This window comes from Burkholderia sp. SRS-W-2-2016 (genome assembly GCF_001931485.1).
Classification (GTDB): domain Bacteria; phylum Pseudomonadota; class Gammaproteobacteria; order Burkholderiales; family Burkholderiaceae; genus Paraburkholderia.
The window spans coordinates 272391-289160 of record NZ_MSDV01000012.1 but is presented as its reverse complement, the minus strand read 5'-3'; the positions used below and the strand labels follow the sequence as shown (position 1 = coordinate 289160).

The 16770-nt window shown below is 62.0% G+C and carries 18 protein-coding genes; 8 read left to right on the top strand and 10 right to left on the bottom strand.

The genetic code is table 11. The annotated features are described in order from the left end of the window. Nucleotides 1-511 precede the first annotated feature (511 nt). Genes BTH42_RS04220 through BTH42_RS04210 form a run of 3 tightly spaced genes read left to right on the top strand, consistent with a single transcriptional unit; the run spans nt 512 to nt 1847 of the window. Nucleotides 512-877 carry a type VI secretion system tube protein Hcp gene (locus tag BTH42_RS04220; protein ID WP_075296064.1) on the top strand — a complete coding sequence of 122 codons (366 nt, stop codon included), beginning with the start codon at nt 512-514 and terminating at the stop codon, nt 875-877. Next, nucleotides 874-1263 carry a DUF3592 domain-containing protein gene (locus BTH42_RS34655; RefSeq protein ID WP_178392117.1) on the top strand — a complete coding sequence of 130 codons (390 nt, stop codon included), beginning with the start codon at nt 874-876 and terminating at the stop codon, nt 1261-1263. Before BTH42_RS04220 ends, BTH42_RS34655 begins: the two co-directional genes overlap by 4 nt. Then, nucleotides 1263-1847 carry a hypothetical protein gene (locus tag BTH42_RS04210; protein ID WP_075296060.1) on the top strand — a complete coding sequence of 195 codons (585 nt, stop codon included), beginning with the start codon at nt 1263-1265 and terminating at the stop codon, nt 1845-1847. Before BTH42_RS34655 ends, BTH42_RS04210 begins: the two co-directional genes overlap by 1 nt. A gap of 33 nt (nt 1848-1880) precedes the next feature. Here the strand turns inward: BTH42_RS04210 and BTH42_RS04205 are convergent, their stop codons facing one another. The 5 genes from BTH42_RS04205 to BTH42_RS04185 form a co-directional block, all read right to left on the bottom strand. Then, entirely contained in the window at nt 1881-2687 is an 807-nt protein-coding gene (locus tag BTH42_RS04205; protein ID WP_075296058.1) for an alpha/beta fold hydrolase, read from the bottom strand. A gap of 84 nt (nt 2688-2771) precedes the next feature. Further along, a complete protein-coding gene (locus BTH42_RS04200) occupies nt 2772-3989 on the bottom strand; it encodes a pyridoxal phosphate-dependent aminotransferase (RefSeq protein WP_075296056.1) in 1218 nt (405 codons plus the stop codon). Next, complete coding sequence (locus tag BTH42_RS04195) at nt 3986-4630, bottom strand: RraA family protein (RefSeq protein WP_075296054.1); 645 nt, start codon at nt 4628-4630, stop codon at nt 3986-3988. The genes BTH42_RS04200 and BTH42_RS04195 overlap by 4 nt, the downstream gene beginning before the upstream one ends. A 3-nt stretch (nt 4631-4633) precedes the next feature. After that, nucleotides 4634-5296, bottom strand: coding sequence for an RraA family protein (locus tag BTH42_RS04190; RefSeq protein WP_075296122.1), 663 nt, complete (start codon nt 5294-5296; stop codon nt 4634-4636). Between the two features lie 46 nt (nt 5297-5342). Then, nucleotides 5343-6002 carry an RraA family protein gene (locus BTH42_RS04185; RefSeq protein WP_075296052.1) on the bottom strand — a complete coding sequence of 220 codons (660 nt, stop codon included), beginning with the start codon at nt 6000-6002 and terminating at the stop codon, nt 5343-5345. 143 nt (nt 6003-6145) lie between these two features. Here BTH42_RS04185 and BTH42_RS04180 point away from each other — a divergent pair, with 143 nt between their 5' ends. Next, nucleotides 6146-7081 (top strand): LysR family transcriptional regulator, encoded by a 936-nt coding sequence (locus tag BTH42_RS04180; RefSeq protein ID WP_075296050.1) that lies wholly within the window; start codon nt 6146-6148, stop codon nt 7079-7081. Nucleotides 7082-7177: 96 nt separating this feature from the next. Next, entirely contained in the window at nt 7178-8008 is an 831-nt protein-coding gene (locus BTH42_RS04175) for a 3-keto-5-aminohexanoate cleavage protein (protein WP_075296048.1), read from the top strand. Nucleotides 8009-8153: 145 nt separating this feature from the next. On the opposite strand, the gene BTH42_RS04170 is transcribed toward BTH42_RS04175, so the two are convergent. Beyond that, nucleotides 8154-8471, bottom strand: a complete 318-nt coding sequence (locus tag BTH42_RS04170; RefSeq protein WP_372237238.1) for a hypothetical protein — start codon at nt 8469-8471, stop codon at nt 8154-8156. Nucleotides 8472-8656: 185 nt separating this feature from the next. On the opposite strand from BTH42_RS04170, the gene BTH42_RS04165 reads away from it, so the two are divergent. Continuing rightward, nucleotides 8657-9259, top strand: coding sequence for a DUF1326 domain-containing protein (locus BTH42_RS04165; RefSeq protein WP_075296046.1), 603 nt, complete (start codon nt 8657-8659; stop codon nt 9257-9259). Next, a complete protein-coding gene (locus tag BTH42_RS04160) occupies nt 9256-10053 on the top strand; it encodes a DUF2182 domain-containing protein (protein ID WP_075296044.1) in 798 nt (265 codons plus the stop codon). Before BTH42_RS04165 ends, BTH42_RS04160 begins: the two co-directional genes overlap by 4 nt. A 2-nt stretch (nt 10054-10055) precedes the next feature. Here the strand turns inward: BTH42_RS04160 and BTH42_RS04155 are convergent, their stop codons facing one another. Then, complete coding sequence (locus BTH42_RS04155; protein WP_075296042.1) at nt 10056-12092, bottom strand: sigma-54-dependent Fis family transcriptional regulator; 2037 nt, start codon at nt 12090-12092, stop codon at nt 10056-10058. A 305-nt stretch (nt 12093-12397) separates the two neighbouring features. Between BTH42_RS04155 and BTH42_RS04150 the strand changes: the two genes are divergently transcribed. After that, nucleotides 12398-13924 (top strand): aldehyde dehydrogenase family protein, encoded by a 1527-nt coding sequence (locus BTH42_RS04150; RefSeq protein WP_075296040.1) that lies wholly within the window; start codon nt 12398-12400, stop codon nt 13922-13924. A gap of 76 nt (nt 13925-14000) precedes the next feature. Here the strand turns inward: BTH42_RS04150 and BTH42_RS04145 are convergent, their stop codons facing one another. The 3 genes from BTH42_RS04145 to BTH42_RS04135 form a co-directional block, all read right to left on the bottom strand. Continuing rightward, nucleotides 14001-14471 carry an RES family NAD+ phosphorylase gene (locus tag BTH42_RS04145; protein ID WP_075296038.1) on the bottom strand — a complete coding sequence of 157 codons (471 nt, stop codon included), beginning with the start codon at nt 14469-14471 and terminating at the stop codon, nt 14001-14003. Beyond that, nucleotides 14468-14965 (bottom strand): antitoxin Xre/MbcA/ParS toxin-binding domain-containing protein, encoded by a 498-nt coding sequence (locus BTH42_RS04140; RefSeq protein ID WP_075296036.1) that lies wholly within the window; start codon nt 14963-14965, stop codon nt 14468-14470. The genes BTH42_RS04145 and BTH42_RS04140 overlap by 4 nt, the downstream gene beginning before the upstream one ends. 173 nt (nt 14966-15138) lie before the next feature. Then, nucleotides 15139-16566, bottom strand: a complete 1428-nt coding sequence (locus BTH42_RS04135; RefSeq protein WP_075296034.1) for a DNA-binding protein — start codon at nt 16564-16566, stop codon at nt 15139-15141. Nucleotides 16567-16770 lie beyond the last annotated feature (204 nt).

Below are 16770 nucleotides of genomic sequence, written 5' to 3'. Positions count from 1 at the left end.
AGAAGCAGCATACCGGCTGTTAGCAACCCTACAGTCACGCGCGACGAAAGATACCTACGCCAAAGCGCTATCCCATATTCGACAACCACAAACTCAAGTCCGCAGCTCGACTGACGATTGCATCCGACTTCGCTCTCGGTACATCGCTGACCCAGCAACCGAATGGATGCAACGTTTAGCCATATTTTTAGCCCACTTACGCTCGCTGATTTCTCGTTCAGCTTCTCGAAATGACTTAGCACGTTTGCATTCGCCGAACCGTCGATACCACGCGGCTTCTACCGAGATATCTAATAAATAGTTAAGAGTCGCACCGCAACACCAGCTCTGCGAAAACAGCGAACTTTGACTTTCTACTCCTCATCTCTTTTATCGACTACCGCTCCCCCGTCACTCGACAATGACCCGGCGAGTGAAACATCGTTGGCGCAGCAATCGCGCATGCCCATACATCAGCAACCGATCATCGATGCCACGACGTACCTCACCCGCATCGCTATTCGGAGGCTCAATGTCGGACATGTTTGTGAAGATCGATGGAATCGCAGGCGAATCCAAGGACGAATTCCATCCAAACGAAATCGAAGTCAGTAGCTGGCGCTGGAAGATGGAACAGCTATCGTCCCTGTTGACCGGGGCCAGCACGGGCGCCGCCAAAGAAACGGTTGTCGATCTCCAGTTCGTTCATCAGATCGACCGCTCCAGCCCGGACCTGATGCGTTATTGCCTGACCGGCAGTGTTATTCATGACATGGGGATTGAGCGGAAAGAAGCTCCGGGGACGCCGCGAATCACAAGCCGGTCGCAAAGCTGCGTGGACACCATTTCAAGCGCGGCGATCACGCGCTTCGGGACCGAAGGGGATCTTGCACAGTGAACCGAACACCAAATTATTTCGCGTTAGTACTCGGGCTATGCCTTTTATTGATCACTGCTTTTGCCGCCGATGAAGCGATCGAGTTCTACAAGTCATCGGCAGTGACGGAAGGTCAAATAGTTCGACTCGAATTCGGCGGACATCATCCGCTAGTGGCGTTCGATGCAACTGACGGAAAGCGCTACGAAGCGTCAACGAACACCTGGCGCTCCGTTGAAGTCGGTCAACTGGTCCCCGTTCGCTATAGGCCAGACAACCCGAGACGTTCGGCCAAGCTCGATCGATTTGTCGATCTATGGAAACCCACAATGTTCCTCGCATTGCTGACGTCTCTTTGCGTTATCGGAGGTCTCAGCGGAAAGCCGTTTAAAGGAGGTCGCTACTAATGATTCTGAGAGAAAGCCAGTGGGAGTTCGTCACAAGCGCAGGAGCCGGAATCGGCTTCGACTCTTTTACCGCGGATGCGGGCATGTTCGTTGTGCGCAACCGCGCAGGGCTTAAACATCAATACAAGTACAGCGGGTTTGGACCGGGTTTTACCAGTACGTTGACATCGTTGCTGCGCATTCCAAAGTTCGCGTTACCCAAAATTGTCGTGCAGAAAGGCGAGTTGGGTGGCGCGGGTGCCACGTCCGACTTTGATGCCGCCGGCAAGCTGTATTTGACGAGCTCGTTCAAAGGCGCAGATATAGAGAACCCTAAGAGTCTCGAAGGCGGAACCATGTACCTGGAGGGCGCAGCCGGGTATTTGTTCGGTGGAACCGGCTCGTTCATGCTGCTGGGTGTCAACCGGTACCTGCTTATGTTTGGAATAGTTCGACCGGAATTCATAGGAAGAGCAATCCAGAGCGCGGCCGCTGCCCTGGTAATGGCATCAGATAACGCGGGACTACAGAACAGCATTGGCTTCAGTTTCAAGGTGGGGCAAATCGCCTACAGCGGCTTGTATCCCGACGACCCCGGCCAATAGCTCAGAGCCGACACGCACACTGCTCGTCGCCCCTCACTCCACCCGCCCCCAAAACCCAGCAATCCTCTCCCACATCACCACCGGATTCGAATACATCGGAAAATGCCCGCAATTCGGGATCTCGGCCAGCTCTACACCCTGTTCGCGAATATGGCTAAGGTACGAAAGCGAAGCATTCTGCTCGCCGTACATAAACATCCGCGGAAACGGTAAGCCAAGAAATTTCGTCATCAGATCGCCGTGATCCGACAGCTCGACCATCGAGCGAAAAATCCCGCCGACAGCTTCGGCACGCACCTTGTGCGACAGACTCGCCGCATAAAGCGCGCTCGCATAAGCCGGCGCGAACCGTGCCCGCTCGATAAAGTCACGGAAAAACGCTCGCGCATCATCGCGCGGATAGTCAACGATCTGGCGACTAAGAAAACAATCCTCCGGCGCGATATTGCCTTCAATGTCGACAAAGCTGATCACCCGCTGCGGATAGTTGTGCGCAAGCATCAGCGCCGTCAAACCGCCCATCGAATGCCCGACCAGATGAAAGCGCTCGAACCCGACCCGATCGAGTACCGCAAGCGCCGTTTCCATCAAAAACGGAATGCTGATCTTCGACATATCCGCACAATGCGTCTCGCCGCAACCCGGCGCGTCATACGCGACGAACGGATGACCGGCGAATTGCGCATGGCGGACGATATCGGCGTAGTCCTCCTTGGTCGATCCGAATCCATGCAGGAACACGATCGGCGCCTTGTCGCCGTCGCGATGGATCGCCGCCACGTCCAGCGCGGTGCCATCGATGGAAAACTCGAACTGCGCGCGGTTAAATTCTGCAGGCATCTTCTCTACTCTTCGAATAAGAATCGCGTCGCGCGAATCCCGATGCAATAACCACGCTCGAGACCGACCAGCGACGCAAAGTGTTCAACTCGTCAGCGTACGGCAAAAATCGCCGATCGCCGTACACGCGCGCGTCAACGACGCGTCATCGAGAGCATACGCAATGCGGATATAAGGACCGAGACCGAACGCGCTGCCATGCACGGTCGCGACGCCCATTTCGTCGAGCAACGCATTGACCACCGCTTCGTCGTCAACAAGAAGCGTCCCGGCCCGCGTCGTCTTGCCGATCAGCCCTTCACACGACGCAAACGCATAGAACGCCCCCTGCGGCACCGCGCAATGCAGGCCCGGCGCCTGATTGATCTGCGCGACCACCAGATCGCGGCGGCGCTGGAATGCGTCGCGCGAATGCCGGATAAAGTCCTGCGGTCCCGTCAACGCCGCGAGTGCCGCGTACTGCGAAATCGTCGACGCGCCGGACGTTTGCTGTCCCTGCAACTTCTCCATCGCTTCGATCAGCCAACCGGGGCCCGTGCCAAAGCCGATGCGCCAACCCGTCATCGCGTATGCCTTCGACACACCGTTCATCGTCAGCACGCGCTCTCGCAAACGCGGCTCGACCTGCGCAATCGTGAAGAACTGCAGATCATCGAAGATCAAATGTTCATAGATGTCATCCGACAGCACCAGCACTCGCGGATGCGCAAGCAGTACTTCAGCCAGCGCCTGTAATTCCGCGCGGCTGTAGACCGCGCCGGTCGGATTCGACGGCGAGTTCAGAATCACCCAGCGCGTGTTCGACGTAATCGTGGCCTGCAATGCATCGGCCGTCAGTTTGAAATCGCTGCCCGCACCGCACGGAACGATCACCGATTGCGCGCCGCATAGCTGCACGATCTCCGGATAGCTGACCCAGTATGGCGCCGGAACGATCACCTCGTCGCCTTCGTTCAGCGTCGCAGCCAGCGCGTTGAAGATCACCTGCTTGCCGCCGCTGCAAACGAGCGTGTCGCGCCAGTCGACGTCGAGACCGTTTTCGCGCTGGAATTTCGCGGCAATCGCTTCTCGCAATGCACGCAGTCCGGCCACCTGCGTATAACGCGTATGGCCCGCACGGATCGCGGCGATGCCGGCTTCGCGAATATGCTCCGGCGTGTCGAAGTCCGGCTCGCCCGCACTCAGCGAGATTACCGCGGCACCGCTCGCGCGCCGTGCGGCGACGCGATCCATCACCCTGTATGTCGCTGACGGGCGCGCCCCGGCGAGAAAGCGGTTCAGACCTTCAGCCAACCCGCTCATTGCTCCGCCCTCCACTTCGTGAGCCCCATCAGTTCCAGCGTGCTGCGGCCCGCGCGCAGAGCGTCCATCATCGTCGCCTCCTTGTCGGCGCGTGCCTGACCCTGAGCCAAAGTTCGTGCGACGTGCGCGGCTGGAATCACGAGCACGCCATCGTCGTCGGCAACCACTAAATCCCCGACCGCCACCGGCGTGCCCGCGAAACTGATCGGCCGGCCGACCGATGGCGAACTCGCTTTGATCGTGCCGCGCATGCTGATGCCGCGCGTGAACACCGGAAAGCGTCGCGCGGTCAGCGCCGCGATATCGCGCACGCCACCGTCGATAACCAGACCGACGACGCCCGCCGCTTCGGCCGCCACGGTCAGCACCTCGCCCCAGTAGCCGGCGACGAAACCGCCGGCCGAGATCACCAGCACGCTGCCGCGCGGCACCTTTTCCATCGCGATGTGGATCGACAGGTTATCGCCCGGCGCGCATTCGAGCGGATACGCCGGACCGGCGACCGACACGCCCGCCCACACGGTGCGAATCGCGGCATCGACGGCGCTGGTCGGCAGCCCCGCTGCTTCATACAACGTGGACGTGCCGAGCCGGCACGCTTGCGCGATTACAGATGAATCGTAGGAATCCGTAGCGGTCATCGTTTAGCCCCGGCTTTGCAGCGTGTGATAACCCAACGCGGCACGCGCGTCGCCCAACGACTTGCCCAGCGCGATCTGTTCGCGGATGCGCGACTCGACTTCCTCGATCCCGCGCGCGGTCTCGGCCACTTCGCGGGCCCGCGCGCGTGGCACGATGACGACACCGTTCGCGTCCGCCACCACGATATCGCGCGCAGCCACGCGTACCGCGCCAATCGCGACCGTCGTGTTCACCGCCTCGACCTGCACGCGGTCCTTGCCCGTGCGCATGAAGCGACCCGCCGTGAATAGCGGATAGTTGTCGCCGAGCGCCCGGTTCACGTCGCGACAGACGCCGTCGATCACCGTGCCGGCAATGCCGCGCAGCCCCGCGTACTGGGTCATGATGTCTCCCCACACCGTGCAGTCGGTGCGGCCGTCGTTGTCGATTACGACGATGTCGCCCGGCGCGACGTTATCGATAAAGTCGCCGACCGTGCCGGGCGGATCGCTCGCCGGCACGTATTTGACGGTGAACGCGGGACCGACCACCACGGTCGTGTAATTAGCCAACGGCATGATGCCAAGCGCCTGACCGTGCAGACCGAGCCGGTCCAGCGCATCGGAAACGCCCGGCGTGTCCAGGCCGGCGAACAGCGCGACCAGTTGCCGATCTTCGGCGCTCATGTACTTCGGATTCGACATCTCAATCACTCCACCAAAAGTTCTCGGCTCAACGGACCGCAATGGCCTCGAATTCCTTGTCATGCATGACCTCGGCAACGGAGCGCCCGGCGCGCACCGCAGCGACCATGCCTTCCTGACGTCGCGCGATCCGCTCGCCGAGCGTCAACACTTCGTCTATCCGGGCCACCGGCACGAACACCGTGCCGCAGCGATCGGCAATCACGTAGTCGTCCTCATGTACGGTGACGCCAGCCATCACGACCGGTTTGCCCGAGTCGATCTGGATCACACGGTTGCGTGCGCTGATCATCGTCACGCCGCGACCGAACACCGGATAGCCGATCGACTCGCTGCCTTCGATATCGCGACTCAGCCCATCGATAACCGAGCCGCGAATCTGCTTCGCGGTGGCCGCATTGGCGAGAATGTCGCCCCAGCACGAAATGCCCTCGGCGCCGCCGGCGATCACCAGCACGCGGTCGTCGCTGGTCACCGCATCGACCACCGGCGAAATCAGATGCACGGTCGGCTTCGCATCGGTTTTCGGTCCGAGCTGGATCGTGCTCGCGCGGCCGACGATCTTCGGGCACTCCCATAACGGACGCAGTCCGTAGGTCGCGCCGGGCAATGCGAGAAAGTCGAGCGCGTCGGAGACCGTGTTGGTGTCCAGCGACGCGAGGCGGTCGAGTATCGAAGTCGGGTTCATTACGCGGGTGTCCTGTGGAAAGTGCGACAATCCTCGCGTCACCGGTCTGATATGTAAATTCGTCATTTCGTATCTCGTTGATACGATTTACGGAACAGGCCTTCTCATCGCTCCACGACTCTCTCCCGAGGCCAGGCACGCCCATGAGCAATACGATCGACTTCAGGCTGATCCGCCAGTTATGGATGTTTCTCGCGGTCGCCGAGGAACAGCACTACGGTCGCGCGGCGAAGCGGCTGAACATGTCGCAGCCGCCGCTGACCGAGCAGATCAAGGTGCTCGAACAATCGCTGAAGCTGCAGCTCTTTCATCGCTCGCGCCAGGGCACGCAACTGAGCCCCGCGGGCGCGGCGATCCTGCCCGCTGTCCGGCAATTCGCGGGACAGGTCGAGCAACTCGAACGCGTGATCCGGGAAGTCGCGGCCGGCCAGTCGGGCGTATTGCACGTCGGCGCGATCACCTCCGCGATGCTGGACACGGTGCCGTCGGTACTCGAAGCACTCAAGCGCGCTCACCCGCATCTGACCGTATTCGTGCGCGAGATCGACAGCGCCGAGGCCGTCCCCGCGCTGGAAACCGGCGAGCTGGATCTGGCGTTCGTGCGTGTCGACGGCGAGGTCGGCGGCGGCATCGCCACGATGCCGCTCGCCGAGGACCGGTTGGCGGTCGCGCTGCCGCGCGATCATCCGCTCGCCGCGCAAACTAAAGTGCGTTTGCAGTCGCTCGCGAACGAGCAGTTGGTGATGTCGTCACGCAAGGTCAGTCCGGTTTATTTCGACCTGCTAACGTCGGTGTGCCGCGCTCATGGATTGACGCCGCGTGTGACTCACGAAGTACGTTCGGTGACGTCGCAGATTGCATATGTGGGCTGCGGACAGGGCGTGGCGCTGGTGCCGGCGTCGATACGCAAGCTCGCGCCCGAGAACGTGGTCGTGCGTCCGCTGAAAGAAAAGGTGATGGTCGTGACGGCGGCCCTGTTATGGAATACCCGACGTCATCACCCAATGGTCGATGAAGCCGTATCCTGGCTGGAAAACAGCCGCAAGAAAAAAGCGCCGCGCGAAACGGGCTTGAATTAGACTTGCTCGACATGACCCGTGAGCGCATTGCCGGCCACGAGGTCATGCACGCTCGCCGCATTGGCGAGACGAAAATCCAGTAAGGGAGTGAGAGCCATGAGTGAACCTTGCATTATTTCCGTCGCCATCACCGGCTCGGTTCCGCGCAAGAAGGACAATCCGGCTGTACCGGTGACGATCGCGGAGCAGATCGAAAGCACCCATGAAGCGTACGAAGCCGGCGCATCGCTCGTTCATCTGCACGTGCGCGACGCACAGGAAAACTCCAGTTCCGACCGCTCGAGTTTCGCCGCTTTGCAGGAAGGCATCCGCAAGCACTGCCCCGACATCATCATCCAGTTCTCGACCGGCGGCCGTGGCCGTTCTTTCGAGCAACGCGGCGCGATGCTCGACCTGCGCCCGGATATGGCATCGCTCGCAACCGGCTCGGTCAACTTCCCGACGACCGTCTATGAGAACCCGCCCGACTTCGTGCGTACGCTTGCGCAAACGATGCTCGACTACGACGTCAAACCCGAAATCGAAATCTTCGATCTGGCGATGTTGTACAGCACCGTCGATCTCGTTCAGCAGGGACTGCTGAAATCGCCGGTACACGTGCAGTTCGTGATGGGTGTGAAGAATGCGCTGCCCGCGCGCCGTGAGATTCTCGAATTCGAGGTCAAGCAACTGAAGGCGCTGCTGCCCGATGCGACGTGGACCGCCGCGGGTATCGGCCGCCATCAGTTGGAACTCAATCACTGGACGCTCGAAATGGGCGGCCACTGCCGCACCGGTCTCGAAGACAACGTGCGCTGGGACAAGGACACGCTGGCGAAAAGCAATGCGCAACTGGTCGAGCGGGTCGCGAAGTTGTGCGGCGACTACGGCCGGCCGGTCGCGACCGCTGCGCAGGCGCGTGAAATGCTGAATCTTCCGGCCGTCTGATCCGGCGCGAAAACTGCCGCATTCGCCGCCGCACTACCCGCCGCATTCGCCGCCGCGCACAACGGCGGCGCCACGCTTTTCCTATGACGATCCCGATCGGGCAGATTCGAGTCGCCCGGTCAGGATCGCTCCCCGCGAATCCCGCTCAGTACTTGATGTCCCGTGCCGTCTGCCGGCCGCCCTGTTTCGTATTTCGCTTATCCTGGCGGCATTGAGCATTGCTGCTCTGATTAGCGGCGCGGCAATCCTGCTTGGTGTGGCGTGCGCCCTGGCGCGTTTCCTGCCGTACGTCTCGTCCGGCACGGCGTTGCTGGGCCTGTTCCGTGGACCATGCGTGAGCGGAAGCAAGCGCCAGAAAAACCGCAACCAGGCCGGTTGCGAACCCGCGAATTGCGTTGTTTGCTGTAGACATCGCACGGACCTCGTTTCGGAAAGTGACCACTTCATGCATCACTTCGAGCATCGTTCCTCGTCCTGAATCAACACAATCGGACCAAGGTCCTACCCATCGCAGCGATTGACTGTATAAGCCGCTTCAATCATTTCGCAGCGCACCCGGCACTTTGCTTAGCGTCCGCTTAACGCCTAAAACAAAGAATGTCCGGCAGTGTTCTTCCCGGCCGGATGAAAACGGCAGTGGAGGCGCAAATGAGCTATCAACTGATGGGCAGCATCCTCGAAGTGTGCGAATGCAAAGTGCTATGTCCGTGCTGGATCGGAGAAGATCCCGATAACGGCGTCTGTCGCAGCGCGCTCGCTTACCACTACGAAAAAGGCGCGATCGACGGCATCGACGTGTCCGGTCTCACCGTCGCATTCGCGGCGTTCATTCCCGGCAATGTACTGAAAGGCGGCTGGCGCGTCGCGATGTTCGTCGACGAACGCGCGAGCGACGCGCAATTCGATGCGATCGTCGTCGTGCATAGCGGCGAGCACGGCGGACCGCTCGCGGATCTCGTGCAGTTGATCGGTGAAGTCGTGTCGGTGGAACGCGCGGCGATCGAATATACGGTGGTCGACGGCAAGGGCAGGATGAAAGTCGGCGAAGCGATCGACGCCGAACTGGAGCCCTATCGCGGTCCGACCGGCGAGCCGACCAAACTGGTCGAAAGCATCTTCTCGACGATACCGGGGTCCCCTGCATTCGTTGGCAAAGCGAACTATTTCCGGCTGCGGCACGACAAGCTCGATCTCGACCTGTCGTTGAGCGGACATAACGCCATTCAGGGTTCGTTCAGCTTCGCGTCGTGAAAGTACTTGCACGCTCGCGGTTGTTCGCGCCGCTGTTCGTCGCATTGACGGCCAGCGCGTGGGCCGCGCTATGGCTGTGGGACGCCGGACCGTATGCGCGCTATCTGCGTCACGCGAGCTGGACCGAGTTGCCGCTGATCGGCGCGCTATGCCGCGACGCACCCGGCGCCGGCCTCACGCTCGCGGCGTTGCTGCACAGCGCGGCGTGGCTGCTGATGATCGCGGCGATGATGTTGCCGACCGCTTTCCCGCTGTTCGATACATTCGCGCGCATGACGAGCGCGCGCGAGAACTCGCGCGCGTTGATGCTTTTGTTGATCGCCGGTTACGCGAGTGCATGGGTGTTGTTCGGCCTCGTCGCGCACGGCTTCGACGCGACGCTCCATCGGTTCGCGGATCGATCGCCGGCCTTGCTCGCGAACGGCTGGCTGATCGGCGCGGCGATCGTCGCGCTGGCGGGCGCCTATCAGTTCAGCCGCCTCAAGCAGCGCTGTCTCGACAAATGCCGCTCGCCGCTGATGTTCATCGCCGAACATTGGCGAGGCAGGAGCGCGCGCCGCGAGAGCTTTCTGCTCGGCGTGAGTCACGGGGTGTTTTGTATCGGCTGCTGCTGGGCGCTGATGCTGGTGATGTTCGCGGTCGGTACCGGCAGCGTCGGCTGGATGCTGGCGCTGGGCGCGATCATGGCGATCGAGAAGAATTTCCGCTGGGGCCGCGCGATCGGCACGCCGCTCGGCGTTGCGTTGCTGGCGTGGTCGGCATGGATCGTTGTGCAGAATGCTGGGATCGCGTGACGTCAGTCGTCGCCGGGCGCCCCGCTCCGGTCCGCCGCCGGCATCCGGCGATAGATAGTATTCCTCGACACCCCCAGCGCGCGCGCCGCCGCCGATACATTCCCGCCGAAACGCGCCAGCGTCGCCGCGACCACGGAAGCCGCGACATCGTGCAAGCGCGCGCCGTCGTTCGCAGACGCATCGCCGGCGGCATGAGCAGGAGCACGCACATCCGCCACCGGAACGGCCGAGCCAACCGAATCGGCGAGCACACCGTCTTCCGCGCAATAACCACCTACCGCCCGGACATCGTCGAGAAAATCGTCCGGCAGGTGCTCGCAACGAATCTGCGCATCGTCGTCGACCATCGCGGCCGCGGTGCGCAGCAGATTCGCCAGTTGCCGGAAATTGCCGGGCCACGTATAGCGTGCGAACAGCGCCATTACATCGAGCGCGACAGTCAGCGGCTGGCGGCTTCCACTCGCGAGCGTTTCCCGTTGCAGGATCTTCTCGACCACCACCGCGACATCGCTTCTCTCACGCAGCGACGGCAGACGCACGGTGAGCCCATTGAGCCGGTAGTACAGATCCTCGCGGAACTGGTTCTGCGCGATCATCTCGCGCAGATTGCGGTGCGTCGCGCAAATGATCGCGACATCGACCGGCACCGCGCGCGATGCGCCGAGCGGCGTCACGAGCCGCTCCTGCAATACGCGCAGCAGTCGCACTTGCAGCGCGTACGGCATGTCGCCGATCTCGTCGAGAAATAGCGTGCCGCCATTCGCCTGCATCAGCTTGCCGAGCGAGCCTTTGCGACGCGCGCCGGTAAAGGCGCCCTCCTCATAACCGAACAGCTCGCATTCGATCAGCGTCTCCGGAATGGACGCGCAGTTGACCGCGACGAACGGCCCGTCGGCGCGCGGCGAATCGTTGTGGATCGCCTGCGCGAGCAGTTCCTTGCCGGTGCCGGTCTCGCCGGCAATCAGAATCGGAATGTCCTTGCCGAGTACTTTGCGGACTTTCGCGAGCAGCGCGCTCACGCGTGCGTCGCCGGTGTCGAGATCGGCGAGCGTTGAAAGTCCCTCCGCCTGCGCCGCATTCGTGCGCGCGGGTTGCGGCGCGGTACGCGGTGCATCGAGCGAATCGCCCGCTTGCGCCAGCGACGCCCGCCGGAACTGCGCACGCGCGCACACCACCGCGCCGTTATACAGATTCAGCGTCAGATGCGGCGCGCTGCGATGCATCGAGCGATCGATCAGTTGTGCATAGGTAATCTGGAACAGCGACGCGAGCGTATGCGTGCGCAGCGCGGCGAGCGACATGCCGAGCTGAAACTGCGCGCTGCGATTCGCGGACAGAAATCGGCCATCGTGCGTAAAAGCGATGATCCCTTCCATCAGCGTGCCAATGAACTCGGGGCGCCCGTGAAAAGACACCTGCAGCACGTCATTGAAAGTTGTCGAGAACAGATGGTTTTCGATCATCTGCACCGACATCTTCGCGAGCGCCATCGTGTGCTGGTGATAGCTGCGGTAGTCGCCGGTCACGTCGAGCACGCCGATCAGATCGCCGTACGGATCGAGAATCGGCACACTCGAACAGGTCAGGAAGCGGTTCGCCGCCAGATAGTGCTGATCGCCATGCACGACCATCGCGCAACCCTCGGCGAGCGATGTGCCGATCGCGTTGGTACCCTGGCGATCCTCAGCCCAGTTCGCGCCGGGCCGCAGCGCGACTTTTTCCGCGCGATGCAGGAAATCGTCGTCGCCGATCGAATGCAGGATCAGCCCTTCGGCATTGGTCAGCACGATCATGCTTTGCGTGTTGACGATCTGCTCGTGCAGCGTTTCCATCACCGGCATCGCATGGCCGCAAAGCACCTGGTTCTGTTCGCGCTTCAGCGCGAGACCGCTGTCGGAGAGGATGTCGTAATCGGGCCGCAGCGTGGCGTGCAGGCCGAACGTCGCGGAGCGTTCGTGTGACTTCAGGATTGCCGGCGCCGGCGAACCATTGGACCGGTTGGCCGCCGCAAGGGTGACCGGCTGAACGTCGTCGCGCATCGTCTCCTCCAGAATGGGTCCGGCTCGGGCCGGACGCTTCGATAGGTGTGCACAGGATACTCTGTTTGCCGCCCTGCCCCGCTTCACGTCAGGCGACCGGCGCGCATCGCTGGATCGTTTCTGAACAGCGCTGCCCGCCCGACTGTTGCGAAACGGAACACTCCCGCATGCGCAACACCTCCCGACAACGGAAATTTCGCACTTCGATGCATTGGTACGGTTCGTGCCTTATAGGCCGCGGGTAGAGCAACGACCCTACAACAGTCGTCCCAGACAGAATCCGACTCACGAACCGGAGACACGTGATGAACCCGTTTGACCTGAAAGCCCTCGGCCTCGACATCGAATATCCGTACCGGCAGCGTTATGAGAACTACATCGGCGGCAAGTGGGTGGCGCCGGTCAGTGGCGACTATTTCGACAACGTATCGCCGATCAACGGCCAGCCGTTTTGCAGCGTGCCGCGCTCGAACGCCGCCGATATCGATCTCGCGATCGACGCCGCGCACGCGGCGCGCCGCAAATGGAGCAAGACCTCAGTAGCGGAACGCGCAAATCTTCTGCTCGCGGTCGCCGAACGGATGGAAAAGAATCTGAAGCTGCTCGCGGTCGCCGAGACGATCGACAACGGCAAACCGCTGCGCGAAACGATGGCCGCAGATCTGCCGCTCGCGGTCGATCATTTCCGCTATTTCGCCGGCTGCATCCGCGCGCAGGAAGGCGGCATCTCCGAGATCGACGACAACACCGTCGCCTATCACTTCCACGAAGCGGTCGGCGTAGTCGGCCAGATCATTCCGTGGAATTTCCCGCTGCTGATGGCCGCATGGAAGCTCGCGCCCGCGCTCGCGGCCGGCTGCTGCGTGGTGATGAAGCCCGCGGAACAGACGCCCGCGTCGGTACTGGTGCTGATGGAATTGATCGGCGATCTGTTCCCTGCGGGCGTGATCAATATCGTCAACGGCTTCGGCAAGGAAGCGGGCGAAGCGCTCGCCACCAGCAAGCGCATCGCGAAGATCGCGTTTACCGGCTCGACGCCGGTCGGCAAACGGATCCTGCACGCGGCGGCGGACAACCTGATTCCGTCGACGGTCGAACTCGGCGGCAAGAGCCCGAACATTTTCTTCGCCGACGTGCTCGATCGCGACGACGCGTTCCTCGACAAGGCGCTCGAAGGTCTCGCGATGTTCGCGCTGAATCAGGGCGAAGTGTGTACGTGCCCGTCGCGGGTGCTGGTGCAGGAATCGATCTATGAGCGTTTCATCGAGAAAGCAGTCGCGCGTGTGGAACGTATCAAGGCCGGCCATCCTTTGAATCTGGACACGATGATCGGCGCGCAGGCCTCGCAGCAGCAACTCGACAAGATCCTGTCGTATATCGACATCGGTCGCGACGAAGGTGCGCGCTGCCTGACCGGCGGCGGACGCGCGACACCGGCGGCCGATCTCGGCACCGGGTTTTACGTGAAACCGACGATGCTGTTCGGCACCAACGAAATGCGCGTGTTCCAGGAGGAAATCTTCGGGCCGGTCGCGTCGGTGATGACGTTCAAGAACGAGCAGGAAGCGATCGATCTGGCGAACGACACGTACTACGGTCTCGGCGCCGGCGTGTGGACGCGCGACGGTACGCGCGCCTACAAGATGGGTCGCGAGATCGAGGCGGGACGGGTGTGGACGAACTGCTATCACCTGTATCCGGCGCACGCGGCGTTCGGTGGTTATAAGCAGTCGGGTATCGGGCGCGAAACGCACAAGATGGCGTTGTCGAACTATCAGCAGACGAAGTGCCTGCTGGTCAGCTATCAGGCGGAGGCGTTGGGGTTCTTCTAAGTAGGGAACGCGCGTCGCCAAAAAGCGACGCGCTTTTGAATGGATCGAGCCACGACGACACCATGGCCCGCGACGCTCAACTGAACAACCGCGGGTCGAGCTTGAAGGGCTCTTTGGAAATCACGCGTACGTTGGCCATTTCCGCGTGCATCGGGTTCAGCAGCAGGTTGGCGTCGCTCGGGCACACGACCGACGGCACCACCATCGCCAGTTGCTCGCCCGCTTCGAGCCAGCGCCGACCAATTTCAGCCACGCTGGGCGGATCGCGCGTTAGATCATCCCAGTCGGACGGCAACTGCGGTTGATAAGCGGCTTCGAATGCCGCATCCGGCACGTCGAGCGTGACGAGAAAAAAGCCCCCGGCGGGAAGCAGTCCGGCCATGTGAACGAGTGCTTCGAGTACCGCGGTCGATGCGTGGCAACAGGTGTACAGCACGCGCATCCCACGCGGATTCCACCTGCCGCCCGCTAACGCCGCACCGTTGCCGCTCAGATCGTCCGCCAGATAGTGCCCGCGCTTTTCCTTCGCCAGCCGGTAGACCCTCATGCGGCGATACCGAAGGTAGCGCGCAGCAGGATATCGCGAACCCGGTCGTAACCGGGCTGGGAATCGAGTACTTCGAGCGGTTTTAACCCGCCGAGCTCGGCGTTGGGCCGTCGCATCCATTCGGCGGCAAGATTCGGGTCCTCGAACACTTCGTGCGCCTGCTCGAAGATGTACAACACGCGGGCTACCCGATCCGATTCCGAGCCGGAAAGCCGCTCCTCCTTCGAGATTTTTCGCAGAATCGTTGAGGATGGCAGACCAAGTCCCGCCAGCAGCGTTTGCAGCGACACCTGCAGCAACTCCTTGGCTATCCGCTCGACGATCATCGCTTGCATCCCGGCGCGAATGATCTGCCGCTGCGCGAGCGGGTCCATTGTCCGGAAGATTTCGAAGTCCTGCGGTTGCGCGCCGAGCCCGTGGCTTTCGACGAACTCACGCGCGGCGCGCGTGGCCGCATGCTTTGCGCGGCCCCCATAGTGAGACTGGGTCGTCATTTACTCACCTCTCATGTGAGAAACCTATATTCCCATATGATAGGTCACTCCCATTTGAAAATCAATGTTGTCTCAAATGAGAGGACAGCAGCCAGATCAACGACCGTCGCCGCTACAAATAAAAAAGGCGCGCCGTCTCGCAACGGCGCGCCTTTCCCACTCCTAACCGGTCATCAGGCTGCCGCGGTCTCCGCGTTCAGCTTCGACACCGCGCCCGTCTTCTCGTCGTAGGTGTAGCCCAGCTTCTCGAGATGAGCGTTGATCGTTTCGACGATCACCTGCTGCTGAGCCGCCTTCTGCAGCAATTCATGCTCCGGTTTGACCAGACCCAGTTCAGCCGAAAGACGGCGGCTCAACGTCGCTTCGCCCGCGCCGCGCGCCATCACGACCATCATCTTTTCGTTCGCCTGCGTCAGTTGCTGCTTCAGCGCATTCGAGTATTCCGACCACTTCTTGACGGTCTCGCGTGCTTCGGCAATCGCGGCCGCATGCGCTTCCGCGTCGCGTGCGATCTGCGCCTTCAATGTCTCGATCTCTTCCGAGTCGGCCGCCGCTGCCGAAGCCGGTGCCGAAGCCTCCGCCGGCTCCGCGCTTTCAACCGGCTCGCTCTCCGCCGAGCTGTCCGCCAGCGCGGCAGCGCGCTGCTGCTCCGCTTCGGCGCGTTCCTGCGCTTCGGTCAGGCTCGCCGACAGCCGCGCGATTTCCGACGCGTCCGCGTTGCGCTCGTCGGTCAGCGTGGTGATCTGCGCCTGCGCGTTCTGCAATTCCAGTGCGGCGGCATCGCGCTCGGCCTGTGCACCCGCAGCCTCTTCCCGCTGCGCCGCGTGCGCGTCCTGCTCTTCCTGCAGCTTCGCGCGAATCGCTTCGAGTTCGCCTTCGAGGCGCGCGACCGCTTCCGCATGCGCCGCTTCCAGCGCCACGCGCTCCGCTTCGCTATCCTGAGTATCGACAACCGCTTCGGCCGACTCGCTCGCCACCTCGTCCGCCACTTGGGCGCCGGTCGCCTCGTGCGACGACGCTTCACGCCGCGCGGTCAGTTCCGACAACGCGCGCTCCAGCTCCGCTTCGAGTTGCGACACGCGCTCCGCCAGTTCCTGCGCGCGCTTTTCCGCTGCGTCGGAGCGTTGTACCGCCTGTGCGATATCTTCCGCGAGACCCGCCATCGCATCGACCTTCTGGTCGTAGGCGGTGCTCATCTGATCCAGTTGCACTTGCAGCGCATCGAGTTCCTGGACCGTCGTCTGCAATTCGGCAAGCGCGTCGTCGCGTTCGGTGCTGGCATCCTCGACGCGCTGGCGCATCGTCGCCAGACGTCGCGCCACGGCCCGTTCGGCTTCGTCCTGCGCCGACGTCCACAACTGATCGAGCGCGCCGCGCATCGTGTCCGCCACCGCCTCCGGCAACGCCGGCCGCTCGACCACTTGCGGCACCCGCGGCGCGCGCGTTTCGCGCCACTTGCGCAATGCCGCCGACACCGCGACCACCGAACCGGTATGCACTTCGTTCCAGATGGCTACGGGAGACACCTTCTGGCCCTCGTCAGCCATCCGGTCTGCGATTTCAGCTACCAGTTCGTCCGTGATCGTGATGTTGCTTTGCATGTCTGCCTCGACAAAGTACGCGTGATGACGAATTCCGTTTCGTCGTTCCGGAGGGAGCCGCGCCGTTGGCGCTCGCCTCGCATAGCTACGCATTGTCGGGTAACCGCCCGGTGGTCAATCGTTCGAAAAGCCGAGGTTACCGGGAGGTATTCAACGGATTGCGCGTCGGCTGGGCGATTTCGCTCGCCGGCACGACCGCAATGT